Annotated in this window: 19 protein-coding genes and 1 other annotated feature; of the genes, 13 read left to right on the plus strand and 6 right to left on the minus strand. The window is 51.1% G+C overall.

What is annotated here, in order from left to right:
* Positions 1–59 precede the first annotated feature (59 nt).
* Positions 60–584, minus strand: coding sequence for a type 1 glutamine amidotransferase domain-containing protein (locus QMO62_RS04305; RefSeq protein ID WP_284638879.1), 525 nt, complete (start codon positions 582–584; stop codon positions 60–62).
* 149 nt (positions 585–733) lie between these two features.
* Here QMO62_RS04305 and QMO62_RS04310 point away from each other — a divergent pair, with 149 nt between their 5' ends.
* The 6 genes from QMO62_RS04310 (at position 734) to QMO62_RS04335 (ending at position 5637) form a co-directional block, all read left to right on the plus strand.
* A complete protein-coding gene (locus tag QMO62_RS04310) occupies positions 734–1129 on the plus strand; it encodes a VanZ family protein (protein ID WP_284638880.1) in 396 nt (131 codons plus the stop codon).
* 102 nt (positions 1130–1231) lie between these two features.
* Positions 1232–1648 (plus strand): hypothetical protein, encoded by a 417-nt coding sequence (locus QMO62_RS04315; RefSeq protein ID WP_284638881.1) that lies wholly within the window; start codon positions 1232–1234, stop codon positions 1646–1648.
* A gap of 151 nt (positions 1649–1799) precedes the next feature.
* Positions 1800–2813 (plus strand): catabolite control protein A, encoded by a 1014-nt coding sequence (gene ccpA / locus QMO62_RS04320; RefSeq protein WP_284638882.1) that lies wholly within the window; start codon positions 1800–1802, stop codon positions 2811–2813.
* A 46-nt stretch (positions 2814–2859) separates the two neighbouring features.
* Entirely contained in the window at positions 2860–3561 is a 702-nt protein-coding gene (locus tag QMO62_RS04325; RefSeq protein ID WP_284638883.1) for a 5'-methylthioadenosine/adenosylhomocysteine nucleosidase, read from the plus strand.
* Positions 3562–3592: 31 nt separating this feature from the next.
* Positions 3593–4978 (plus strand): glycine--tRNA ligase, encoded by a 1386-nt coding sequence (locus QMO62_RS04330; protein WP_284638884.1) that lies wholly within the window; start codon positions 3593–3595, stop codon positions 4976–4978.
* A gap of 200 nt (positions 4979–5178) precedes the next feature.
* On the plus strand, positions 5179–5637 hold the full coding sequence (locus tag QMO62_RS04335; RefSeq protein ID WP_284638885.1) for a hypothetical protein: 459 nt from the start codon (positions 5179–5181) through the stop codon (positions 5635–5637).
* 37 nt (positions 5638–5674) lie between these two features.
* Here the strand turns inward: QMO62_RS04335 and QMO62_RS04340 are convergent, their stop codons facing one another.
* Both QMO62_RS04340 and QMO62_RS04345 read right to left on the minus strand, forming a co-directional pair.
* On the minus strand, positions 5675–6853 hold the full coding sequence (locus QMO62_RS04340; RefSeq protein WP_284638886.1) for an acetoin utilization protein AcuC: 1179 nt from the start codon (positions 6851–6853) through the stop codon (positions 5675–5677).
* Positions 6854–6869: 16 nt separating this feature from the next.
* Positions 6870–7502, minus strand: coding sequence for a GNAT family N-acetyltransferase (locus QMO62_RS04345; protein ID WP_284638887.1), 633 nt, complete (start codon positions 7500–7502; stop codon positions 6870–6872).
* Between the two features lie 170 nt (positions 7503–7672).
* Between QMO62_RS04345 and acsA the strand changes: the two genes are divergently transcribed.
* The gene (gene acsA, locus QMO62_RS04350; RefSeq protein ID WP_284638888.1) at positions 7673–9397 is read left to right on the plus strand and encodes an acetate--CoA ligase; all 1725 of its coding nucleotides are present in this window, start codon (positions 7673–7675) and stop codon (positions 9395–9397) included.
* A gap of 59 nt (positions 9398–9456) precedes the next feature.
* Here the strand turns inward: acsA and QMO62_RS04355 are convergent, their stop codons facing one another.
* The gene (locus QMO62_RS04355; RefSeq protein ID WP_284638889.1) at positions 9457–12582 is read right to left on the minus strand and encodes a transglycosylase domain-containing protein; all 3126 of its coding nucleotides are present in this window, start codon (positions 12580–12582) and stop codon (positions 9457–9459) included.
* A 206-nt stretch (positions 12583–12788) separates the two neighbouring features.
* Positions 12789–13041 (plus strand) — a binding site (T-box leader).
* Positions 13042–13083: 42 nt separating this feature from the next.
* Here QMO62_RS04355 and tyrS point away from each other — a divergent pair.
* The gene (gene tyrS, locus QMO62_RS04360) at positions 13084–14343 is read left to right on the plus strand and encodes a tyrosine--tRNA ligase (RefSeq protein ID WP_284638890.1); all 1260 of its coding nucleotides are present in this window, start codon (positions 13084–13086) and stop codon (positions 14341–14343) included.
* 106 nt (positions 14344–14449) lie between these two features.
* On the opposite strand, the gene rpsD is transcribed toward tyrS, so the two are convergent.
* Positions 14450–15049 (minus strand): 30S ribosomal protein S4, encoded by a 600-nt coding sequence (gene rpsD / locus QMO62_RS04365; RefSeq protein WP_284638891.1) that lies wholly within the window; start codon positions 15047–15049, stop codon positions 14450–14452.
* Between the two features lie 300 nt (positions 15050–15349).
* On the opposite strand from rpsD, the gene QMO62_RS04370 reads away from it, so the two are divergent.
* From QMO62_RS04370 to QMO62_RS04390, 5 genes are all read left to right on the plus strand, one after another.
* A complete protein-coding gene (locus tag QMO62_RS04370; protein WP_284638892.1) occupies positions 15350–16222 on the plus strand; it encodes a hypothetical protein in 873 nt (290 codons plus the stop codon).
* A gap of 84 nt (positions 16223–16306) precedes the next feature.
* Entirely contained in the window at positions 16307–16933 is a 627-nt protein-coding gene (locus QMO62_RS04375) for a TVP38/TMEM64 family protein (RefSeq protein WP_284638893.1), read from the plus strand.
* Positions 16926–18041: an aminopeptidase gene (locus QMO62_RS04380; RefSeq protein ID WP_284638894.1), complete on the plus strand. Its 1116-nt coding sequence runs from the start codon at positions 16926–16928 to the stop codon at positions 18039–18041. Before QMO62_RS04375 ends, QMO62_RS04380 begins: the two co-directional genes overlap by 8 nt.
* Before the next feature lie 103 nt (positions 18042–18144).
* Positions 18145–18393 carry an HPr family phosphocarrier protein gene (locus tag QMO62_RS04385; RefSeq protein WP_284638895.1) on the plus strand — a complete coding sequence of 83 codons (249 nt, stop codon included), beginning with the start codon at positions 18145–18147 and terminating at the stop codon, positions 18391–18393.
* A 150-nt stretch (positions 18394–18543) separates the two neighbouring features.
* On the plus strand, positions 18544–18834 hold the full coding sequence (locus tag QMO62_RS04390; RefSeq protein WP_284638896.1) for an Fpa/YlaN family protein: 291 nt from the start codon (positions 18544–18546) through the stop codon (positions 18832–18834).
* Between the two features lie 54 nt (positions 18835–18888).
* Here QMO62_RS04390 and cax read toward each other — a convergent pair whose 3' ends face one another.
* Entirely contained in the window at positions 18889–19941 is a 1053-nt protein-coding gene (gene cax / locus QMO62_RS04395; RefSeq protein WP_284638897.1) for a calcium/proton exchanger, read from the minus strand.
* Positions 19942–20020: the final 79 nt, after the last annotated feature.

Consider the following 20020-nt stretch of genomic DNA (forward strand, 5'->3'; position numbering starts at 1 on the left):
ACGAAAGAACCCGGCCTCTGGGCCGGGTTCTTCCTTATGGATATTTTATCAATGCACGTTTACTCGCCGGCTAACGCGTCGCAGAACGCCTTGCCATACGGAGGAAGGTCCGGCGGACGGCGAGCGGAAATGAGGTTTCCGTCAACAACGACAGCCTCGTCCAACCACTCGGCTCCTGCATTCTCCATGTCGTCGCGAATGCCCGGTGTCGAGGTGACCTTGCGTCCTTGCAAAATTTTGGCCGAGATCAGCACCCAGCCGGCATGGCAGATTTGTCCGATCGGCTTGCCGGCGGCGTTCATTTCCTGGACTACCTGAATTACCTTGCCGTATCGGCGCAGCTTATCAGGGGCCCAGCCTCCAGGAACGAGCAATCCGTCATACTGCGAGCTGTCAATCTCATCGAAGGAATATTCCGCTTTGGCGGGTACGCCGTATTTGCCCGTGTAGGATTTGCCCTTCTCCGCACCGGCCATATGGACGACTGCACCCTCCTCCATGGCGCGGTAAACCGGATACCAAAGCTCCAGATCCTCGAATTCCTCATCGACGATGCAGAGCACCTTTTTTCCTTGAAGTCTCAAGTTCATAGCCTCCTCCATAGAGTTCGATTCGTTGTCCATTATACTACGGCAAACGTCTCCGATGCGAATCTGACGATTGCAACAAGGCCGCGTTCATGGGAATATAAGGAGGAACATTCTAAAAATACGATTAGTAAGGAGCAAGAGCAATGCGAAAAGCATATCGCTGGCTTCCGGCCGTGATTTGGATGGCGGTTATTTATTATTTTTCCTCGAAAACAGGAAACGACTTAGGCGGATGGCTGGATGGCATACGAAAATGGCTGCCGTTTATGGAGGGCTTTGATTGGGGACATTTTGTATCCTACTTTATCTTATCGCTAACCTTCCTCTATGCATTGGAGCACAATCAACGTCCCTTTCTCAGCAAGGCGCTTGCCGTGTTGTTATGCTTCCTTTACGGCTTGACTGATGAGTTTCATCAAAGCTTCGTCCCCGGAAGGACGCCGGATTGGATGGACATCCGCAATGATGTAATCGGGGCGGCGCTTGCGATGCTGTTTGTCTCCATTCCGCCGGTGAACCGCTTATTTCGAAGGCTGTAGCGGTGGCAAACATTGCTAGGCTCGGGGCAGCAGGAGAATGAAGCAAAAGATCGAATTTCTACACAGTCAAGGTTTTGTTTCCCGCCCAAAGGAGTGGTATTGTTGCAGAAGCAGTGCAGATGCGGCAGCGAGATGAGCATTCGCCTTCGAACTGTAATCTATCAAAACAAAGTAGAAATCGACAATGTCCCTGTGTTCTCTTGTGATTCGTGCAACCGGAGTGAGGTTTTTTCAGAGGTGAAGCCGGAGCTGACAGCGCTAATCGGAACACTCGGAAGTAAGCCGGAGAAGAAGCAGCTTCAATTTGGAGAGGTAAGCGAAATCGCCTTATTAATGCTCAAGGTAACGGAGAAAAAGAGAGCGGCCGATCCAGTGGAGTCCATCATTCAAGAACGGATTAACGAGCTGTTGGATCTGCTCTTGCTTGCTCAATCGCTGAACGATGAACCATGGATGGAAGACATCCGCAAACGGCTGTCCCAAATTACCAAGCACTCGTTAACGATGCAGGATTTCTGAAAGCCGCTGCTTTGCAGTTGGCTTTTTTGCCATAATTTGATACTATAACTTATAATAAAGGCCATATTCATTGATTTAGCTGTTTTTTTGTCGTATGATAAGGCTAAATGACATGATCGCATTATATTTTTTTACATTGGAGAGAATGACCGTGACTGTAACCATTTATGATGTAGCCAGAGAAGCAGGCGTTTCCATGGCAACCGTATCACGCGTTGTCAATAACAATCCAAACGTGAAGCCGCAAACACGAAAAAAGGTGTTTGAAGCGATTGAACGGCTTGGCTATCGTCCGAATGCGGTTGCTCGCGGGCTGGCAAGTAAGAAGACGACAACCGTAGGCGTTGTTATTCCGGATATTTCGAATTCGATTTTCTCCGAGGTCGCCCGCGGCATCGAAGACATTGCTAACATGTACCATTACAATATTATTTTGTGTAATGCGGATAAGAAGAAGGATAAGGAGATCCGCGTGATCAATACGCTTCTGGAGAAGCAGGTGGACGGTCTTCTCTTTATGGGCGGCGCGATTACGGACGAGCATCTTCAGGCGTTCAAAACCTCGTCGGTGCCGGTTGTTCTGTGTGCGACAGCGGACGAGAAGCGCTCCATTCCTTCGGTGGATATTGACCATGAGAAAGCGGCTTACGACGCGGTTTCCTTGTTGATCCAGAACGGACACGAGAAGATTGCCATGATCTCGGGTACGCTGCAGGATCCGGCTAACGGCTATTCCCGTTATCAGGGCTACCGGAAAGCCATGGAGAATGCAGGGCTTGCTATCCGTGACGAATATATCCGGATCGGCAACTACCGCTACGAGTCCGGTATGGATGCAACCAAGTACTTCTTGGAGCTGAGTGACCGTCCTACGGCGATTTTCGCGGCCAACGACGAGATGGCGATTGGCGCGATTCATACGCTTCAGGACAACGGCGTAAACGTGCCTGAGGATATCTCCATTATCAGCGTAGATAATATCCGTATGGCGTCCATGGTACGTCCGCAGCTGACGACGGTAGCACAGCCGATGTATGATATCGGCGCCGTAGCGATGCGTCTTCTTACGAAGCTCATGAACAAGGAGACGAAGGATGCTTCCGAACTTACGCAGGTAACGTTACCGCATGAGGTCATTCATAGAAACTCGGTGGCTCATCGTTGATATGAGCCACTTTCTTTTCATAGGGGACTACTGAGGAGGTGCCACGTTGGCTTTTCACAAAATTGGGGTTATCGGTGCGATGAAAGAGGAAATCGAGCTGTTTCATCAGCACATGCAAGATGTTAAGGAGACGACGAGAGCGAAGGTTACCTTCTTTGAAGGAACGTTTTTGGGGAAATCGATCGTGCTTTGCAAGTCTGGAGTCGGCAAAGTGAATGCTGCGGTGACTACGCAGGTTTTGGTCGATACCTTCGGTGTGGATGCCGTTGTGTTCACTGGTGTGGCCGGCGCAGTGGATCCCGGTCTTAACGTAGGAGATATTGTTGTATCCAACGAATGCTTGCAGCATGATATGGACGTAACGGCGTTAGGCTTTCCTAGAGGGACGATCCCTTACGAGGAAACCTCGACCTTCGTAGCGGACGAGCAGCTGCGGAAGCTGGCATTACAGGTGAGCAAGGAGCTGTTCGGGGACCGGGTCAAGGAAGGCCGGGTGCTGTCCGGAGATCAATTTATTGCCAGCCGTGAGACGGTCGGTAAGCTGTATTCGGAGCTGCAAGGGACCTGCACGGAGATGGAGGGAGCGGCTGTTGCCCAGGTGTGCTCCATGAACGGAACTCCGTTCGTCATCATTCGTTCCATGTCCGACAAGGCGGATGGCTCGGCTCATGTTAATTTCGCGGAATTCACGGTGCAAGCGTCGGAGAATTCCTACCGGATCGTAGAACAAATGCTGAAACAGCTGTAGTACATATCAGTTGAAGGAGAGAACAGACAAGATGACAGCAGTAACGATGGAACAGGTTGTGGCATTAGCGAAGCACCGGGGCTTTATTTTTCCGGGCTCCGAAATTTACGGCGGTTTAGCCAATACGTGGGATTACGGCCCTCTCGGTGTGGAATTAAAAAATAACATCAAGCGTGCCTGGTGGAAAAAATTTATTCAGCAATCTCCATACAATGTCGGGTTGGACGCAGCCATTCTGATGAATCCCCAAGCTTGGGTAGCATCAGGTCACGTTGGAAACTTCAACGATCCGATGATTGACTGCAAGCAATGTAAGTCGCGACACCGTGCGGATAAGATCATTGAAAACGCGTTGTCGGACAAAGGCATCGAGATGGTCGTCGACGGACTGAGCTTCGATCAGATGATGGATCTGATTCGTGAGCATCATATCGTTTGTCCGGATTGCGGAGCTTTCGATTACACGGAAATTCGCCAATTCAATCTGATGTTTAAGACGTTTCAGGGTGTGACTGAGTCGTCGGCGAATACGGTGTATTTGCGACCGGAAACGGCACAGGGAATCTTTGTAAACTTCAAGAATGTACAGCGCACTATGCGTAAGAAGCTTCCTTTCGGTATCGGCCAAATCGGTAAAAGCTTCCGTAACGAAATTACTCCGGGTAACTTTACGTTCCGTACGCGCGAATTCGAGCAGATGGAGCTTGAATTTTTCTGCAAGCCGGGAGAGGATCTGAAGTGGTTCGAGTTTTGGCGCGGATTTTGCCGCGACTGGCTGCTTGCGCTGAATATGAAGGAGGGCAGCATCCGTCTTCGCGATCACTCGGATGACGAGCTGTCTCATTACAGTAATGCAACGACGGATATCGAATATCGCTTCCCGTTCGGATGGGGCGAGCTGTGGGGCATTGCCGATCGTACGGATTATGACCTCAAGCAGCATATGGAGCATTCCGGAGAAGATTTTAACTATATCGACCAGGAAACAAATGAGCGATACATTCCTTACTGTATCGAGCCTTCCCTTGGTGCAGACCGCGTGACGTTGGCGTTCCTTATCGATGCCTATGAGGAGCAGCAGCTGGAAGGCGACGATAGCCGGACAGTCTTGCATTTGCACCCGGCACTGGCTCCTTATAAGGCAGCAATCTTCCCGCTGTCCAAGAAGCTCTCCGAGGGAGCGCAGAAGGTATTCCAGGATTTGGCTCAAAACTTCCTTGTTGATTACGACGAATCCGGCTCTATCGGCAAACGTTACCGCCGTCATGATGAGATCGGTACTCCGTTCTGTATCACATATGATTTCGAATCCGAAACCGATGGCCAGGTCACGGTGCGAGATCGCGATACTATGGAGCAAACACGGATGCCGATCAGCGATTTGAAGGCATTTATTGAAGCCAAAACCCAATTTTAATAAGAAATGAAATGACCCGTGGATCCAGTATCGCGGGTCATTTTTTTTGTAAAATAACGTTAAGATAAGGAATATTTCTGTAAATAACTTGCATCCTAATAACATTGCAGTGATACAAAAAGACGCAAGCTCACTAACGAAATTGCCACATTACCGGAACGTCCGAAATGCTTAGTCAACCAGAAATGATGTGAATCTATGTGAGCAAAACGATCTCAGACAAGGTGTTATGGAGCATCGCCCTTCCCGGTTTCGGGCAGCTGCTGAACGGAAAATATTTGAAAGGCTTGCTTTTCATCGCTTTGGAATTTATTATTAATGTCTATTCGGGCTTGAATGAGGTGATAATGCTTAGCTTTCAGGGGCAGATCGCTCAGGCCGTGGACAGAACAAACTATGAGTGGTTAATGTTCTACCCTTGTGTCTATATGTTTGCGATCTGGGACGCTTACCGTGACGCCAAGGGGCAGCTGCCCTCGACAGCCACGCTGCCGTTTGTACTGGGTGCTTATTTTGGCACAGTGGGCATCATTTACTCCAGCAGCTTCACGTTAGGAGGTAAATTGCTTGGACCGGTTTGGCTGGGGATGTTTGCCTATGGTGTTGGCGCTTTGTTGGGATACGTATTGTACCGAGCCCTGAGACAGAGGGGGACATGAAAAGACCCGCTGGCACGAAGAGTGCAGCGGGTCCTTTTCACGGCAAATATAGACAGGCAAGCTCTTTATTTTGTCGATTCTTCATCGTGATCTCGTCACGGCGAGGCATGGGCGTCCATTGATGCGTAGGATCAAGCCATGTTACGGGCAATTCCTCTTCACTTTGGGCTTGCCATGCATTGACCCATTCTTGGGGGAGGGGAAGCTCCGGCTGTTGCTCCAGCAGCTGCAGGAGCGGATGATCGGTCATCTCCAGCCATAACAAGCTCCATGCCCGGGGAACGACTCGCCAAATGTCATAGCCGCCTCCGCCCAGCGCGACCCAACGACCGCCGCAAATCTCATGAGCGAGCCGGTGAATGATCCTAGGCATCTCACGGTACACGGTCATGCTGCAGTGGATATGAGCGAGCGGATCATAAGCATGAGCATCGCACCCGTGCTGGGAAACGATCAGGTCCGGCTGAAACTGCTTGGCCGCTCTTATCAGCACCTCTTCAAAGCATTCCAGCCACGATTCATCTTCTGTATACGGTTCCAACGGAACATTGATGGAGGTGCCGAAGCCGCTACCTTCACCGCGTTCATTCACAGCCCCCGTACCGGGAAACAAGTACTTGCCCGTTTCATGAATGGAGAAGGTACATACGTCCGGATCGGTATAAAAGCTCCATTGCACGCCGTCCCCGTGATGAACGTCGGTATCGATATAAAGCACTCGGGCGCCGTAAGCTTGCTTCGCGTGCTCTATAGCTACAGAGGCATCGTTATATACGCAAAATCCGGCTCCCTTGTTGGGAAGCGCATGGTGAAGGCCGCCCCCGAGATGCAGGGCATGCTGCGCCTTCCCTTGGACAACAGAATCCACTGCGAGAATCGAGCCGCCTACGACCATGGATGTCACCTCATGCATGTGAGGGAAGAACGGTGTGTCTTCTGTATCCAACCCATACCGGCCGGCCATTGCTACCCATTGGGCATCCGGCGAGGGGTGACTTAGGCTTTTGACGGCCTCGATATACTCGGGATTATGAATCAGCCGGAGCTGATCCTCGCTGGCTTTGACCGGCTCGAGGAGCTGGCCGGAATGCAGTGCTCCAACGGTTCTTAGAAGATCAACCGTGAGCATTAGCCTTTTTTGATTAAACGGATGGTTATCGTTAAAGCGGTACGCTGTTTCATTCTCATCGTATATAAAAAGTGCTTTCGGCATCATTGCTTTTTCGCCCCCATCAATACATGAAGCGCTGACGAAATCGTACGCGATCGAACTTCTCGACAGAGGACAGCGGGACGTGCTTGCCGATCCGCACCATAAGGCAATTCGCCGGATGCGAGCATATTTCCGGGTCATCGGTAGCGAACCAGACCATGTCTACGCACTTCATCAGCTTTTCCATCATATCTCTGTATTGCCAGACGGATAATCCGCTTTTCTCCAAGTCCCAATGCCAGTAATACTCCGTCGTAAATACGATCATATTCTCCAGCTGTTCTTTTTCAAATGCCAGACGTATCATCTTTTTCCCAAGACCCAAGCCTCGGTACGCATCCGCCACCTCAATGGCGCCGAGCTCAAGTAAATCCTCCATTTGTCCTTCCGACCAGCGCTCCAGCTCATCCGCATAATGGAAAGTGACATACCCGATAATCTCCCGCTCTTTACGCGCCAAAATAATGCGGCCTTCCGGAAGCTCCGCAATTTCAATCAAAGCCTCGAATTGCTCCCTTGGCCTTCGAAACGCATCAAGATCCGGATGCATCGCGTACGCTCGAAGCTGCTCCGGAGGCACCGGACCTTCCACGATGATATCGGATCCCTCATGCGGAATAGAAAGGGAGTGATACAGTTTCTTATGTTCCATGTATGGCATGAAGTCTCCCTATTGAAAAGTTAATATCATAACAATAACAAAAAAATAGTCGTAACGGAAGGGTTATGATATAATGATGAGGGTTTTCTATTTACCATTCATTGGACTGTACTTGTAAGCGTTTAAATTGTTAAATTTTTACGATTCGGAGGAGAACTAGGATGGATCACGCAAACGTAGAAAGCATTGCACCTGTTGCAGCCTCACCCAACATGAAAAATTATGAAGAAGAGCGTGCCCATTTCAGCTGGGAGCAGATCGAAAAAACGTTCACCTGGTCTCAGACAGGGAATGTGAACATGGCCTATGAGGCTATAGATCGCCATGCCGAAGGGGCTTTGCGGGACAAGATCGCGCTCTATTATAGTGACGATCGCCGGGATGAGAAATATACATATGAGCAGATGAAGCGCAGCTCGAATCGTTTCGGGAACGTGCTTCGTAAGCTGGGCATCGAGAAAGGGGACCGGGTGTTCATCTTCATGCCGAGAACACCGGAGCTCTACTTCGCTCTGCTGGGAGCGATTAAGATCGGTGCGGTAGTCGGTCCTTTGTTTGAAGCTTTCATGGAAACGGCGGTGAAAGACCGTCTGGAGGACAGCGAAGCGGTAGCGATCGTAACGACACCTGCCTTATTGTCGCGCGTACCGGCAAGCGAGCTGCCGAATCTGAAGCACATCATCCTGGTAGGTCAGGATATCGAGCTGCAAGCCGGTCAGGTTGATTTCCATAAAGAGATGGCAGAGGCATCGGAAGAACTCGCTATCGAGTGGGTGGACCGTGAAGACGGGATGCTGATTCATTATACCTCGGGTTCGACAGGGAAACCCAAAGGGGTCTTCCATGTTCATAACGCGATGCTGCAGCATTACTATACAGGGCGAGTCGTACTGGATTTGCAGGCTGACGATGTGTACTGGTGTACGGCCGACCCAGGCTGGGTAACGGGTACCTCCTACGGGATCTTCGCTCCGTGGCTGAACGGGGCTACGAATGTCATTCGCGGCGGCCGCTTCAGTCCTCAGGACTGGTACCGGACCATTGAGAAATATAGCATTACAGTGTGGTACAGCGCACCTACGGCATTCCGAATGCTGATGGGAGCAGGGGACGAGGCAGTCAAACAATTTGACCTCTCCAGCCTGCGTCATGTGCTCAGCGTCGGAGAGCCTCTGAACCCTGAGGTTGTCCGCTGGGGACTTAAGGTGTATGGGCAGCGAATTCATGATACCTGGTGGATGACGGAGACCGGCGGTCAGCTGATCTGTAATTATCCCGCTATGGCGATTCGGCCTGGCTCGATGGGTAAACCGATCCCTGGGGTGGATGCAGCGATCATTGACGATGCCGGCAATGTGCTTCCTCCATATCGCATGGGCAACTTGGCCGTGAAGACGCCTTGGCCTTCGATGATGCGCAAGATTTGGAAAAATCCTGCAAAGTATGAAGAATACTTCCGGATCCCGGGCTGGTACATCTCCGGTGATTCTGCGTATATGGACGCTGACGGATACTTCTGGTTCCAGGGCCGTATTGATGACGTCATCAATACAGCCGGAGAGAGGGTAGGTCCTTTCGAAGTAGAAAGCAAGCTGGTAGAGCATCCGGCCGTAGCTGAGGCAGGCGTTATCGGGAAGCCTGATCCTATGCGGGGCGAAATCATCAAGGCGTTTATCGCGCTGCGTGAAGGCTTTGCGCCATCCGATGAGCTTAAGGCGGATATTGCGAAGTTCGTGAAGGAAGGACTATCGGCTCACGCAGCTCCGCGGGAAATTGAATTTAAGGATAAGTTGCCGAAGACACGAAGCGGGAAAATCATGCGCCGTGTACTTAAAGCGTGGGAGCTTAATCTGCCGACAGGCGATCTGTCAACCATAGAGGATTAATCGAAAAGGCTGATTCGCTAAGTGATATCACTTAGAACGAATCAGCCTTTTGATTCCTCTTACTTATATCGAACCGGAGTGCTCGGCTTGGATTCACCCGCGCCATTCACAGCGGCGATCCGATAAAATCCTTCGTACTCAGCAGCATAATATTTAAACTCCGATGCATTATTTACGGTACCGATTTTGGTGTAGGGGCCATTCTCTTTCTGACTGAAATAAATGACGTACTGCTTTACTTGTTCTTTGTCCGAAGCTTCTTTCCATTTGAGCTCAATGCCGGCGCCGCTAGACTTGATGGAAAGCCCGGACGGTGTGGAAGGGGCTTCTTTCGGTGCTGCCGCCGTTCCACCGCTAGGATTCGGCTTTCCTGGGTCCGTGGCCGAACCGTTGTCAGGAAGCTTCGAAGGATTCCCGTCTGCTGGGTTCATGAAGAACAGGTCCACTGAGGTACCGTCGGTGAAAGCGACCTTGCTCGGTGCCGATTCTTTGCCGGCCACGTCTACTGCAGTTACATAATAACCGAATATTTGAGTACCGGGCGCCCCTGCATCGGTAAATTTGGTTTCGTTACCTGCATGGATAACCTTGCCAGCCATCCGCTCAAAATTACCTTTGCCAACCGATCGATATAAACGGTAACCTACCGTATCCGGGCTATTGCTGGCTTGGAATGTAATGATGCTTGTGTTCTCAGCATGGGTTGCCACTACAGTCGTCGGAGCATTCGGCACCTTCCCGTCATCCGTTCGCGGATCAACCTCAGAAGGGGCGTCATCGTCATAATCCGTCGGCTTATAAAAGTCGAGAGGTCGCTTCCGATCGGCCGGCAGCCTATCGATGATTTGTGACAGCTCCTTCAACAGGGAACTTACGGATTTCGGACGTTTGATGACCAGCTTTTCTTTAACGAAATCGGCCGGCGTGCCAGGCTGGGCGATATAATTGATCCCGTTAAACGGAATAATAGCCTGCTGGACCATGGCGTTGTCTTCTTCCGTAGGCAAATATTTTTTATTGAACAAATCTGTGGTCAGCTTATTGGACTTCGTTGTGATTTCGCTTGGAAGCTTGCCGGATACGCTGGATACGGTAGCTTCTACTATCGCCTCCGGACGCTCGAACTTCTTCGTAGGAAACAACTCGGGCTTCAAATCTATTGCACTATTCATTGCCATAGCCCAAATGTTCTTCGCCCGGTTCGTTCCGTCCGTCCGCTTGCTCAGCTTATGAATGGGAAGGTCATAACCTGCCCATACGCCGAGTGTGATATCCGGCGTATATCCCATGAACCAAGCGTCTGCGTCATCCTGAGTAGAGCCCGTTTTTCCGACGATCGGCATCTTTCCATAGTACTTAAATTTCTTCATCAGGTCCGTCGCCGTTCCGGAGGTAACAACGGTGCGCATCATATCCGTGATCAAGTAGGCGGTTTCCTCCGAGAACGCCACGCTTGGCTTCAGATCGTGCTGGAAAATGACCTTGCCGTGCGAATCGGTGATCTTGCGGATCATAAAGGCTTCATTGTAAACGCCTTTGTTCCCCATCGTTGCATAGGCATTCGTCAGCTCGCGAACGGACACGCCGTACTTCAAGCCGCCGATTACCCCCGTCTGTGCGACATAGTCGTCCTTCGTAATGGACTGGATGCCCATTTTTTTGGCGAATTCCCAAGCCGGCTGAATGCCCACGTCCTCCACAAACAGTTTGATGGCAGGAATATTATACGATTGATTTAATGCTCTCCTCGCCGTAATCAAGCCGTGATAGCCGTCATCCCAGTTCTCGGGAATATGGTAGCCGGCTTTTGTTCCGTCCTTCAAAATAAGCGGAACGTCATCGATGACGGATGCGGGCTGAATCAAGCCCTTTTCCATAGCAGGTATGTACGCGGCGACCGGCTTCATCGTAGACCCGGGCTGCCTGAATGCTTGAGTGGCATGGTTCAGCTGTCCTTTGGTAAAGTCGCGGCCCTCAATCATAGCCAGAATGGCGCCCGTCTTGCTTTCCATCATGACCGCTCCGATCTGCTCTATGCCTTTCGTCGGATCGTCCGGAGAAAAGTTTTTCGGCTCGTCGGCAATAGCGCGCAGCGCCTCGTAAATCTGCTTGTCGATCGTGGTATAAACATGGTAGCCGCCGCGGGACAGCTGGCTTTGCATATTTTTCAGCGCTTCATTATAGGCGTCGGGATTTTTCTGCGGATCCAGCTTCGGCTCCTGTACCTGGAGCAGAGCCTTGGCCGCTTCCTTCTCCACCTCGATCATGAGGTAAGGGTAGGTAGTGTAAGCCTTCTTCTGCGGCTCGGCAAGCGAGCTCTTCAGGTCGAAGGCGAGCGCCTCCTGATACTGCTGCTCCGTGATCTTGTTTTCCTCCAGCATCCGCTTCAGAACAAGCTGCTGGCGCTGTACGGCACGCTTGAAGGCAGCGCCGTCAAATTGTCCGCGGCTCGTGAACGTAGAGTAATTGCTTGGCTGCTGGGGAAGTCCGGCCAAATAAGCCGCTTGAGCCACATTGATTTCTTTCAGGTCTTCAATGTTAAAGACTCCCTTGGCCGCAGCCTTGATGCCATACAGCCCGTACCCGGCTGCCCCGTTGCCGTAAGGAATTTTGTTCAAGTAGGCAAGCAAAATTTCCTCCTTGGACATAAGGCGCTCCAGCCGTAGGGACAGGAAGATTTCCTTGGCCTTGCGGCTGTCATCCCGGTCCAGCGTCAGGAAGACACGGCGTGCCAGCTGCTGTGTAATCGTACTTCCGCCGGTTTGCACATCCTGATTCAGCAGCTTCTGAACGACCGCCCGCGCCAGCCCCTTGAAATCGATGCCGATATGATTGTAGAACTCATTGTCTTCAATGGCGAATACCGCATCAAGCACCACCTGCGGAATATCGTTGATTTCGGCGAGGCGGCGGTCCTCTTCCGAACGAAGCTGACCGACGACCTCATCGTCACGGAAATAAACGAAACCGGTCAGGGCGTTATCCTGCATCTGTTCCATCATCATTTCCTTGCTTCGAACGGGATCGTCTTTTACCAGCGCGGTGATATACCCAAAGCCTGCGCCGCCGGCGAGAAAGCCGCCAAGCAGACCGATGACGAACAGCACTTTGAAGGTGATCCAGCAGTATTTACCGATTCTCAGAAATATTTTTTTATAATCAGTTCGCTTCTTTTCTGTCTCCATAGAATACAAGTCCCTCCGATAAGTAAAAAAAGCATTCTTTCCCATTATACCACAGTGACGCATGGATGGACACAAACGTTCTTATGACCCGCCGGCCGATAACCGGATGATGAACTCTTGAGGCCGCTTATGCAATACACTATAGGAACTAGGAACTTCGGGTTTGACAACCGTTTCGACGTTGTGGTATAAATAACGTTAATATATGGAATGCGTTGATGGACATGAGTAGGGTAAGGTGCAAGTCAAGCAGAGAGCCGGTGGCTGGTGTGAACCGGTGGCAGCCCTTATGCCGAATTACCGTCCGGAGCAGAAGAGGGGAACCACGCTTAGCGTGCAGTAGTCTCTTTCGGGTTCACGGCCCTTATCCGTTCAAGTGAAAGTCCTTATGTTACACGCTTCGTGAACTGGACTTTAATTAGGGTGGTACCGCGAGTTCAAAGCCTTCTCGTCCCTTTGGGATTGAAGGCTTTTTTTATTTTGTAAAGGAGAGAGAAGCCAATGAGTTTACTGCAGGATTTGGAATTTCGTGGATTGATCCACCAAATGACAGACAGAGAAGGTCTGGAGAAAAAAATGAATGAAGGACCGATCGCGCTTTATGCGGGCTTCGACCCGACGGCGGACAGCCTGCACCTGGGGCATTTGCTGCCGATTCTGACGCTGCGCCGCTTTCAGCTGGCCGGACATATCCCGATTGCGCTTGTGGGCGGAGGCACCGGCTTGATCGGGGACCCGAGCGGACGGTCTACCGAAAGGTCGCTTAACTCTAGTGATATCGTAGCGGAATGGACGGAGAGACTGAGACAGCAGTTATCTCGCTTCTTGAGCTTTGAGGCGGAGGGCAATGCCGCTCAAATGGTCAATAACTTTGACTGGCTGGGCAATTTGGACGTAATCGGCTTTTTACGCGATATCGGTAAAAACTTCACTGTAAACTACATGCTGGCGAAGGATTCCGTTGATTCCCGTCTGGAGAAGGGGATTTCGTTCACCGAGTTCAGCTACATGATTTTGCAGGCTTATGACTTCTTTAAGCTAAATGAGGACAACAACTGCTCGTTACAAATCGGCGGAAGCGATCAATGGGGAAACATCACCGCAGGTCTTGAGCTGATCGGGAAAACGACAAGCCGCCAGGCATTCGGCATGACCATGCCGCTCATTACGAAGAGTGACGGCACGAAGTTCGGAAAGACGGCAGGTGGCGCCGTATGGCTCGATCCGGCGAAAACATCGCCGTACCAATTTTACCAGTTCTGGGTCAACACCGACGATAATGATGTCATTAAGTTTCTGAAATACTTTACGTTCCTCAGCCCTGGTGAGATTGAGCAGATGGAACTTCAGGTAAAGGAAAGCCCTGAGAAACGGGAGGCACAGCGCGTGCTGGCTAGCGAAATGACTGAGCTGGTACACGGCAAGGAAGCGGTACAAAGCGCGATCAAAATTTCCGAAGTGCTGTTTAGCGGCAATGTCGGTTCGCTGAATGCAAGTGAAATCGAGGAAGCGTTCAAGGACGTGCCGTCAACGGAGATTGCAGAAAACACCGAGATGGGACTCATTGATCTGCTGGTGGAGGTCAAGGCGGCTCCATCCAAGCGGCAAGCGCGCCAGGACATCGAGAGCGGAGCGATTTCCATCAATGGCAACAAGGTGACGGATTTGGAGAAGCGAATTGGTTCGGATGACCGGATCGAAGGGCGCTACCTGGTGCTTCGACGCGGGAAGCGTAACTACTACATGTTGAAGTTTATTTAAACAGCATGGGGGCTGTTCTCGGGCTTAATTGTCCCGGGAGCGGCCCTTCGTTATATCCTGACGCAAAAAAGAGCCCTGCATCCACAGGATGCCAGGGCTCTCCATATTAACGGCTGTAGAACTCGACGATTTGCTTCTCGTCGATCTCTTGAGCAAGCTCGGAACGCTCAGGGAAGCGAACGAAACGGCCTTCCAGTGCGCCTTCGTTGAACTCGAGGTAAGCAGGAAGGTAGTTGCGGTTAGCAAGAGCTTCCTTCACTACGGACAAGTTGCGGCTTCTTTCGCGAAGACCGATAACATCGCCGGTTTGAACCAGGTAAGAAGCGATGTCAACCTTCTTGCCGTTGACAGTTACGTGACCGTGAGCTACGAGCTGACGAGCACCTGCACGGGAGTTCGACAGACCCAGACGGTATACAAGGTTGTCCAGACGGCTTTCCAGCAGGAACATGAAGTTCTCACCGGCGATACCTTGCAGCTTAGTGGCTTTGTCAAACAGGTTGCGGAATTGCTTCTCGTTCAAACCGTACATGTGACGAAGCTTTTGCTTTTCTTGCAATTGAACGCCGTAGCCGGACAGCTTCTTGCGTTGGCCGGGACCGTGTTGACCTGGAGGGAATGGACGCTTCAATTCTTTGCCGGTGCCGCTCAGGGAGATACCCAGACGACGGCTCAATTTAAACTTAGGACCAGTGTAGCGGGACATGTATTGTTGACTCCTTTGTCATGAAAATGATTTGTGTAATGCTATACGGGCGAAGATTGCGCCGATTTTATTTAAAGCTTGTCCCTAAGGCAAGCACCTGACAAGAAGAACCAGCCGCGGTCCTGTCAGTCATAAAACCGAATGAGGGTGACACAAGCTTCCGCCATAAACCGGCTCCAAATAAGCTCTGAAGACGTGTTTATCTCGACTTCTAATTTTATAAGATAAAGGAGATCTATGTCAAGTGCATAATCGACCGAAAGGGGGAAATGATAGAAAAAATGTCACAGGGAGGTTCCTATGTCGACAATCATTTGCAGGCTGAGGTTTTTTCCAGTGGGCATCGCCCTGCTACTGCTAAGTGCCTGCGGGTTGGAAAATGAACAAAGCGCTGCTGCCTATGAGCAGCTGCTGCAGCGTTCCATTCAGGCCTTGAACGAGAAGGACCAATTTGCGTTTCAGGGGATGACGCAGGTGGTGTCGCAAGGCGTCACGGTACAGGCAGGCAGGAGCTTTGAAGGCTATGTGGTCGGGAAGGACCGCCTTTATATAAGAGAAGGACTGAATGCCGGTAAGACCGCCCAATCGTCAGCATTGAAGCAGCCGGTCCTGACCTTTCGGCGCATCAGTGATGAATGGGCCCCGGCAGGCGAACCAATGGGAGTCATTAGCGAAACGTACCGGCAGTGGAATCCGGTAACGAAGCTGGAGGAGCTGGCGAATCTTCAGAAAACGGTGAAGCTGGATCATGAGCAGCCAAAGCGGGCGAATGAGCAGGTGCTTCGCATCGAAATCTCCGAGGAGGACATGACAAACCTGGTTGCTTCAAGCCTTCAAGCACAATTTGCTCAGCTTAGCTTAGAACGGCAACTGGAGCAGCTTCGTGGCAGGGGGGTGGCGGGAGCCGAGCTGGGTCAAGCCGAAGCGGAGCTAAGACAGGTGCTGAGCCGTTCGGAGGCAAGCTTGAAGGATATGCTGGGCTCTCTCAAGGCGCAGGGGATCTACACGCTGTGGGTCGACCGAACGACGAAGCTGCCGCGCCGGTTAACGACGGTGAGCGAGCTGTCCTACCTTCAGGATGGAAAGCAGCGGACAGAAACGGCGAGAGCGGAATATGACTTTAAGGACTATGACAAAGAGCACATAAGCGGCACGATCGGAACGGCTCCCTGATGAAAACTTGTCACAAACGTCCCTCAGCCCTTGAGGGATTTTTTGTGATACAATAGTTAGGATGCAGAAGGGAGGATTTGGCTCTTGGGACATTGGAATGCGGAGCACCTGACGGAAGGCATGCGCTCGCTCGGCTGGATCGGCTATGCGGTCGGTGCGCTCCTCGTGTTCGCGCAGACTTTGCTGCCGCTGATCCCGTTTATTGTTGTGGCGGGTGCGAACGTACTGCTGTTCGGTTTTTGGGGCGGCTTTCTGGTCAACTATATCTTCTCATGTATTGGGGCCTTCACGGCCTTTCTCATTGTTCGGTATTTCGGCCGGGAATGGGTAGCGAGGAGGCTGCGGAAGTACGCCTTCATTCGCAGCTTTAATGAACGGCTTGCCCGAAATGGGCTTCTCTATATGACGCTAAGCCGTGTGATACCGGTAGTCCCCTCCTTCGTCATCAATATGGGCTCAGCCGTGATGAGGGTTCGAACTCGTCATTTTATGATCGGTACGCTGCTTGGCAAAGCGCCGATGATTTTACTGGAGTCCATGATCGGACATGATCTGCTGCATTTTCAGCACAACAAGGGGAGACTGATCGTCCTATTGCTTGTGCTGGCTATTTTATTGCTGCTGGGGCACTACATCAAAAACAAATGGTTCCCCGGTCATGCAAACCATGTAACTATTGATTCCAAAGGAGATGGCAAGCCGAATGCGTGATCCTAGATTGCAACAGTTAGCCAAAGGGATTGTCAACTATTCCCTAAATGTTCAGCCTGGCGAGAAGGTACTTATCGAGATGATCGGGTCGGAACGGGAAATTGTCAAATGCTTAATAGAAGAGGTACATGCGAGAGGCGGCTTCCCCTATGTGGATTTACAGGATCGGGCCGTACTGAGCGCCTTGCTTCAATCCGCTACCGAAGAGCAGATCGAGCACTGGGCGGAGATGGATTTACAGCGAATGAAGGATATGGATTGTTATGTGGCTCTTCGGGCCGGCGAGAATGTGAACGAGCTCTCGGACGTTCCCGAGGATCGAATGAAGCTATACGATCGGATTTATCGGAAAAGAGTTCATCTCGATCAGCGGGTGAAGCATACGAGATGGGTTGTGTTGCGATACCCGAATGCTTCCATGGCCCAGCTCGCCAGCATGAGCACGGATAAGTTTGAGAAATTTTATTTTGACGTATGCAATCTCGATTATTCGAAAATGGCGGAGGCGATGGAGCCGCTGCACCAGCTGATGAACCGGACGGACCGGGTTCGCATTACCGGACCGGGGACAGACCTGACATTTTCTATCAAAGGCATCGGATCGGTCAAATGCTGCGGACGACGTAACATTCCGGACGGTGAAGTGTATTCGGCTCCGATTCGCGATTCCGTCAACGGAACGATTTCTTATAATACTCCTTCGGTCAATTCGGGCGTCACTTATGAAAATATTCGATTCCGTTTCGAGAACGGAAAAATTGTCGAGGCTACCGCCAACGACACGAGGCGTTTGAATGAGCTCCTCGATACGGACGAGGGAGCACGGTATATCGGTGAATTCAGCCTGGGCTTCAATCCGCACATTTTGTATCCGATGAAGGATACGCTGTTCGATGAAAAAATTGCCGGAAGCCTGCATTTTACCCCGGGGCAGGCGTATGAGGCGGCCGATAACGGAAATCGTTCCGCCGTTCACTGGGATTTGGTGCTGATCCAGCGTCCGGAATTCGGCGGCGGCGAGGTATGGTTCGATGATGTGCTGATCCGAAAGGACGGCCGATTCGTGGTTGATGAGCTCTTGGGATTGAACCCGGAAAACTTGGTTTAACCGAGTGAAATAGTAGTTGCGTGTTATAGTTTTCCAATGTATCATGAAGAAAGAAAGCGATTTACATATTCTGATGTTCCGCATATGGCATGGAGGGATTCATATGGCAAACGCAAATAACGCCGCAATCGTAGAAATTTCTCAAACGGCAAATAAGTTCAGATCCTCGATCGTTCTGCAGTATGACAACAAGTACATCGATGTCAAAAGTATTCTCGGCTTGTTCACAACGCTGCTGACAACAAGCAAGTACGATCTTCACGTTCACGGTCCTGATTCGGAGGATGCGAAGAAGGCTATGGCGGAAGTTTTCGAGAAGCACGGCCTGCAAATCAACAGCATTCAAGACTAAGAGACAGTGCTTTCTAGAGGGCGCTTTCGGCTTTCGCCGAAGGCGCCCTCTTTCCGATTGGAGGTTGTTTGCGAGAATCACTTGTGTATTGCGGGGTTTTGGTCTAATATTAGACTTAGTAGAGCGTGATGATACAGGGGGGACGCAGCAATGTCATCATCGGAAGTGTCGCTCAGCTTGTCGCAGAAGGCGCTGCAGCTGCTGCAAGAGGATGCCGATAAGATCGAGAAGCTGATTGAAGTGCAGATGGAAAATTTAACGACGAGACAATGTCCTCTTTATGAAGAGGTATTAGATACGCAGATGTATGGCTTGTCGCGCGAAATCGATTTTGCCATTCGGGCCGACCTGATTACGGAAGCTGCCGGGAAGCAAATTTTGATTAAGCTGGAGCGGAATTTGGCTCAGCTGTATGAAGCTTTAAACAACAATAAAGAGTAACCTATGCGATTTGCACAGGTTACTCTTTTTTTGTACGTGCTCATGGCGGTCTGGCTACACGAGGAAGAAGGCGATGCCCAGGATGAGATAAACGACGAGCAGCAGCACACCCTCGTACCAATTCGTCGAGCCGTCGCCGGAAATGGACTTGGCGATGAAGGCGGCCACACCGATCGCAACCAGCTCGAAGGTGGTGAACACAAGGTTCATTGTGTTGCCGAACAGCATGGAAACCAGTACCAATACCGGAGCCACGAACAAGGCGATCTGCAGGCTGCTCCCGACGGCAATTTCAACGGCTGCGCCGATCTTGCCTTTCCGTGCCAGCATGATCGCGGCGCTGTGCTCAGCGGCATTCCCCACGATGGCGATCAGGAATGCGCCGACGAACAGCTCCGACAGCTCGAATTGATGGCTGAAGTCTTCAATCGTATGTACGAGCCATTCGCTCTCGACGGCGACCATGGCCGTGGCCAGCACAAGGAAGAAGATGGACAAGCCCTTCGACCAAGGGGCTTCGCCGTGCTCAACTGCTTCATCCGCGAGAAATTCTTTATGTGTAACCATGGAGAACAGCAGCCACAGCAAGTATGCTACGATCAGGATCACGGATACGATGATGCTCATGGTGGTCGTCTGCGCTCTGGTGAACGAGGTAGCGAACATCGCAGGAATGAACAAAGCAATGACGGAGAGCAGCATGAGGGACGAGTTATGGCTCGCCATCTTGATGTTAAACTTCTGTTCCTTGAATTTCAGTCCTCCGACGAGTACGCTCAGACCTAGCACCAGCAGCATGTTTCCGATAATGGAGCCGGTGATGCTCGCCTTGACCATATCGAACAAGCCTTCCTTCACGAGGAAAATGGCGATGACAAGCTCAGCTGCATTGCCGAATGTGGCGTTCAGGAAGCCGCCAAGCCGTTCTCCCGCATAGTGGGCTACACTCTCCGTCGCCTTGCCTAAGAAGCCGGCTACAAAAATAATAGCAACTGCAGATATAAGAAATTGCAGAGTAGGATTGAACGCAGGCGCTCCTACATAGTGCGCTACCGCACTTAATGCGAAGCTCGCAATGAGCCCAATCGTAAATCCGTGGCGTTTCAAATCGTTCACCTCGTATGGTAAAGTATACCTAAATGGAAAGACCATATACTAATATACCCAGTTTCTAGGATAATGTAAA

The organism is Paenibacillus silviterrae (assembly GCF_030167925.1).
Taxonomy (GTDB): domain Bacteria; phylum Bacillota; class Bacilli; order Paenibacillales; family NBRC-103111; genus Paenibacillus_G; species Paenibacillus_G silviterrae.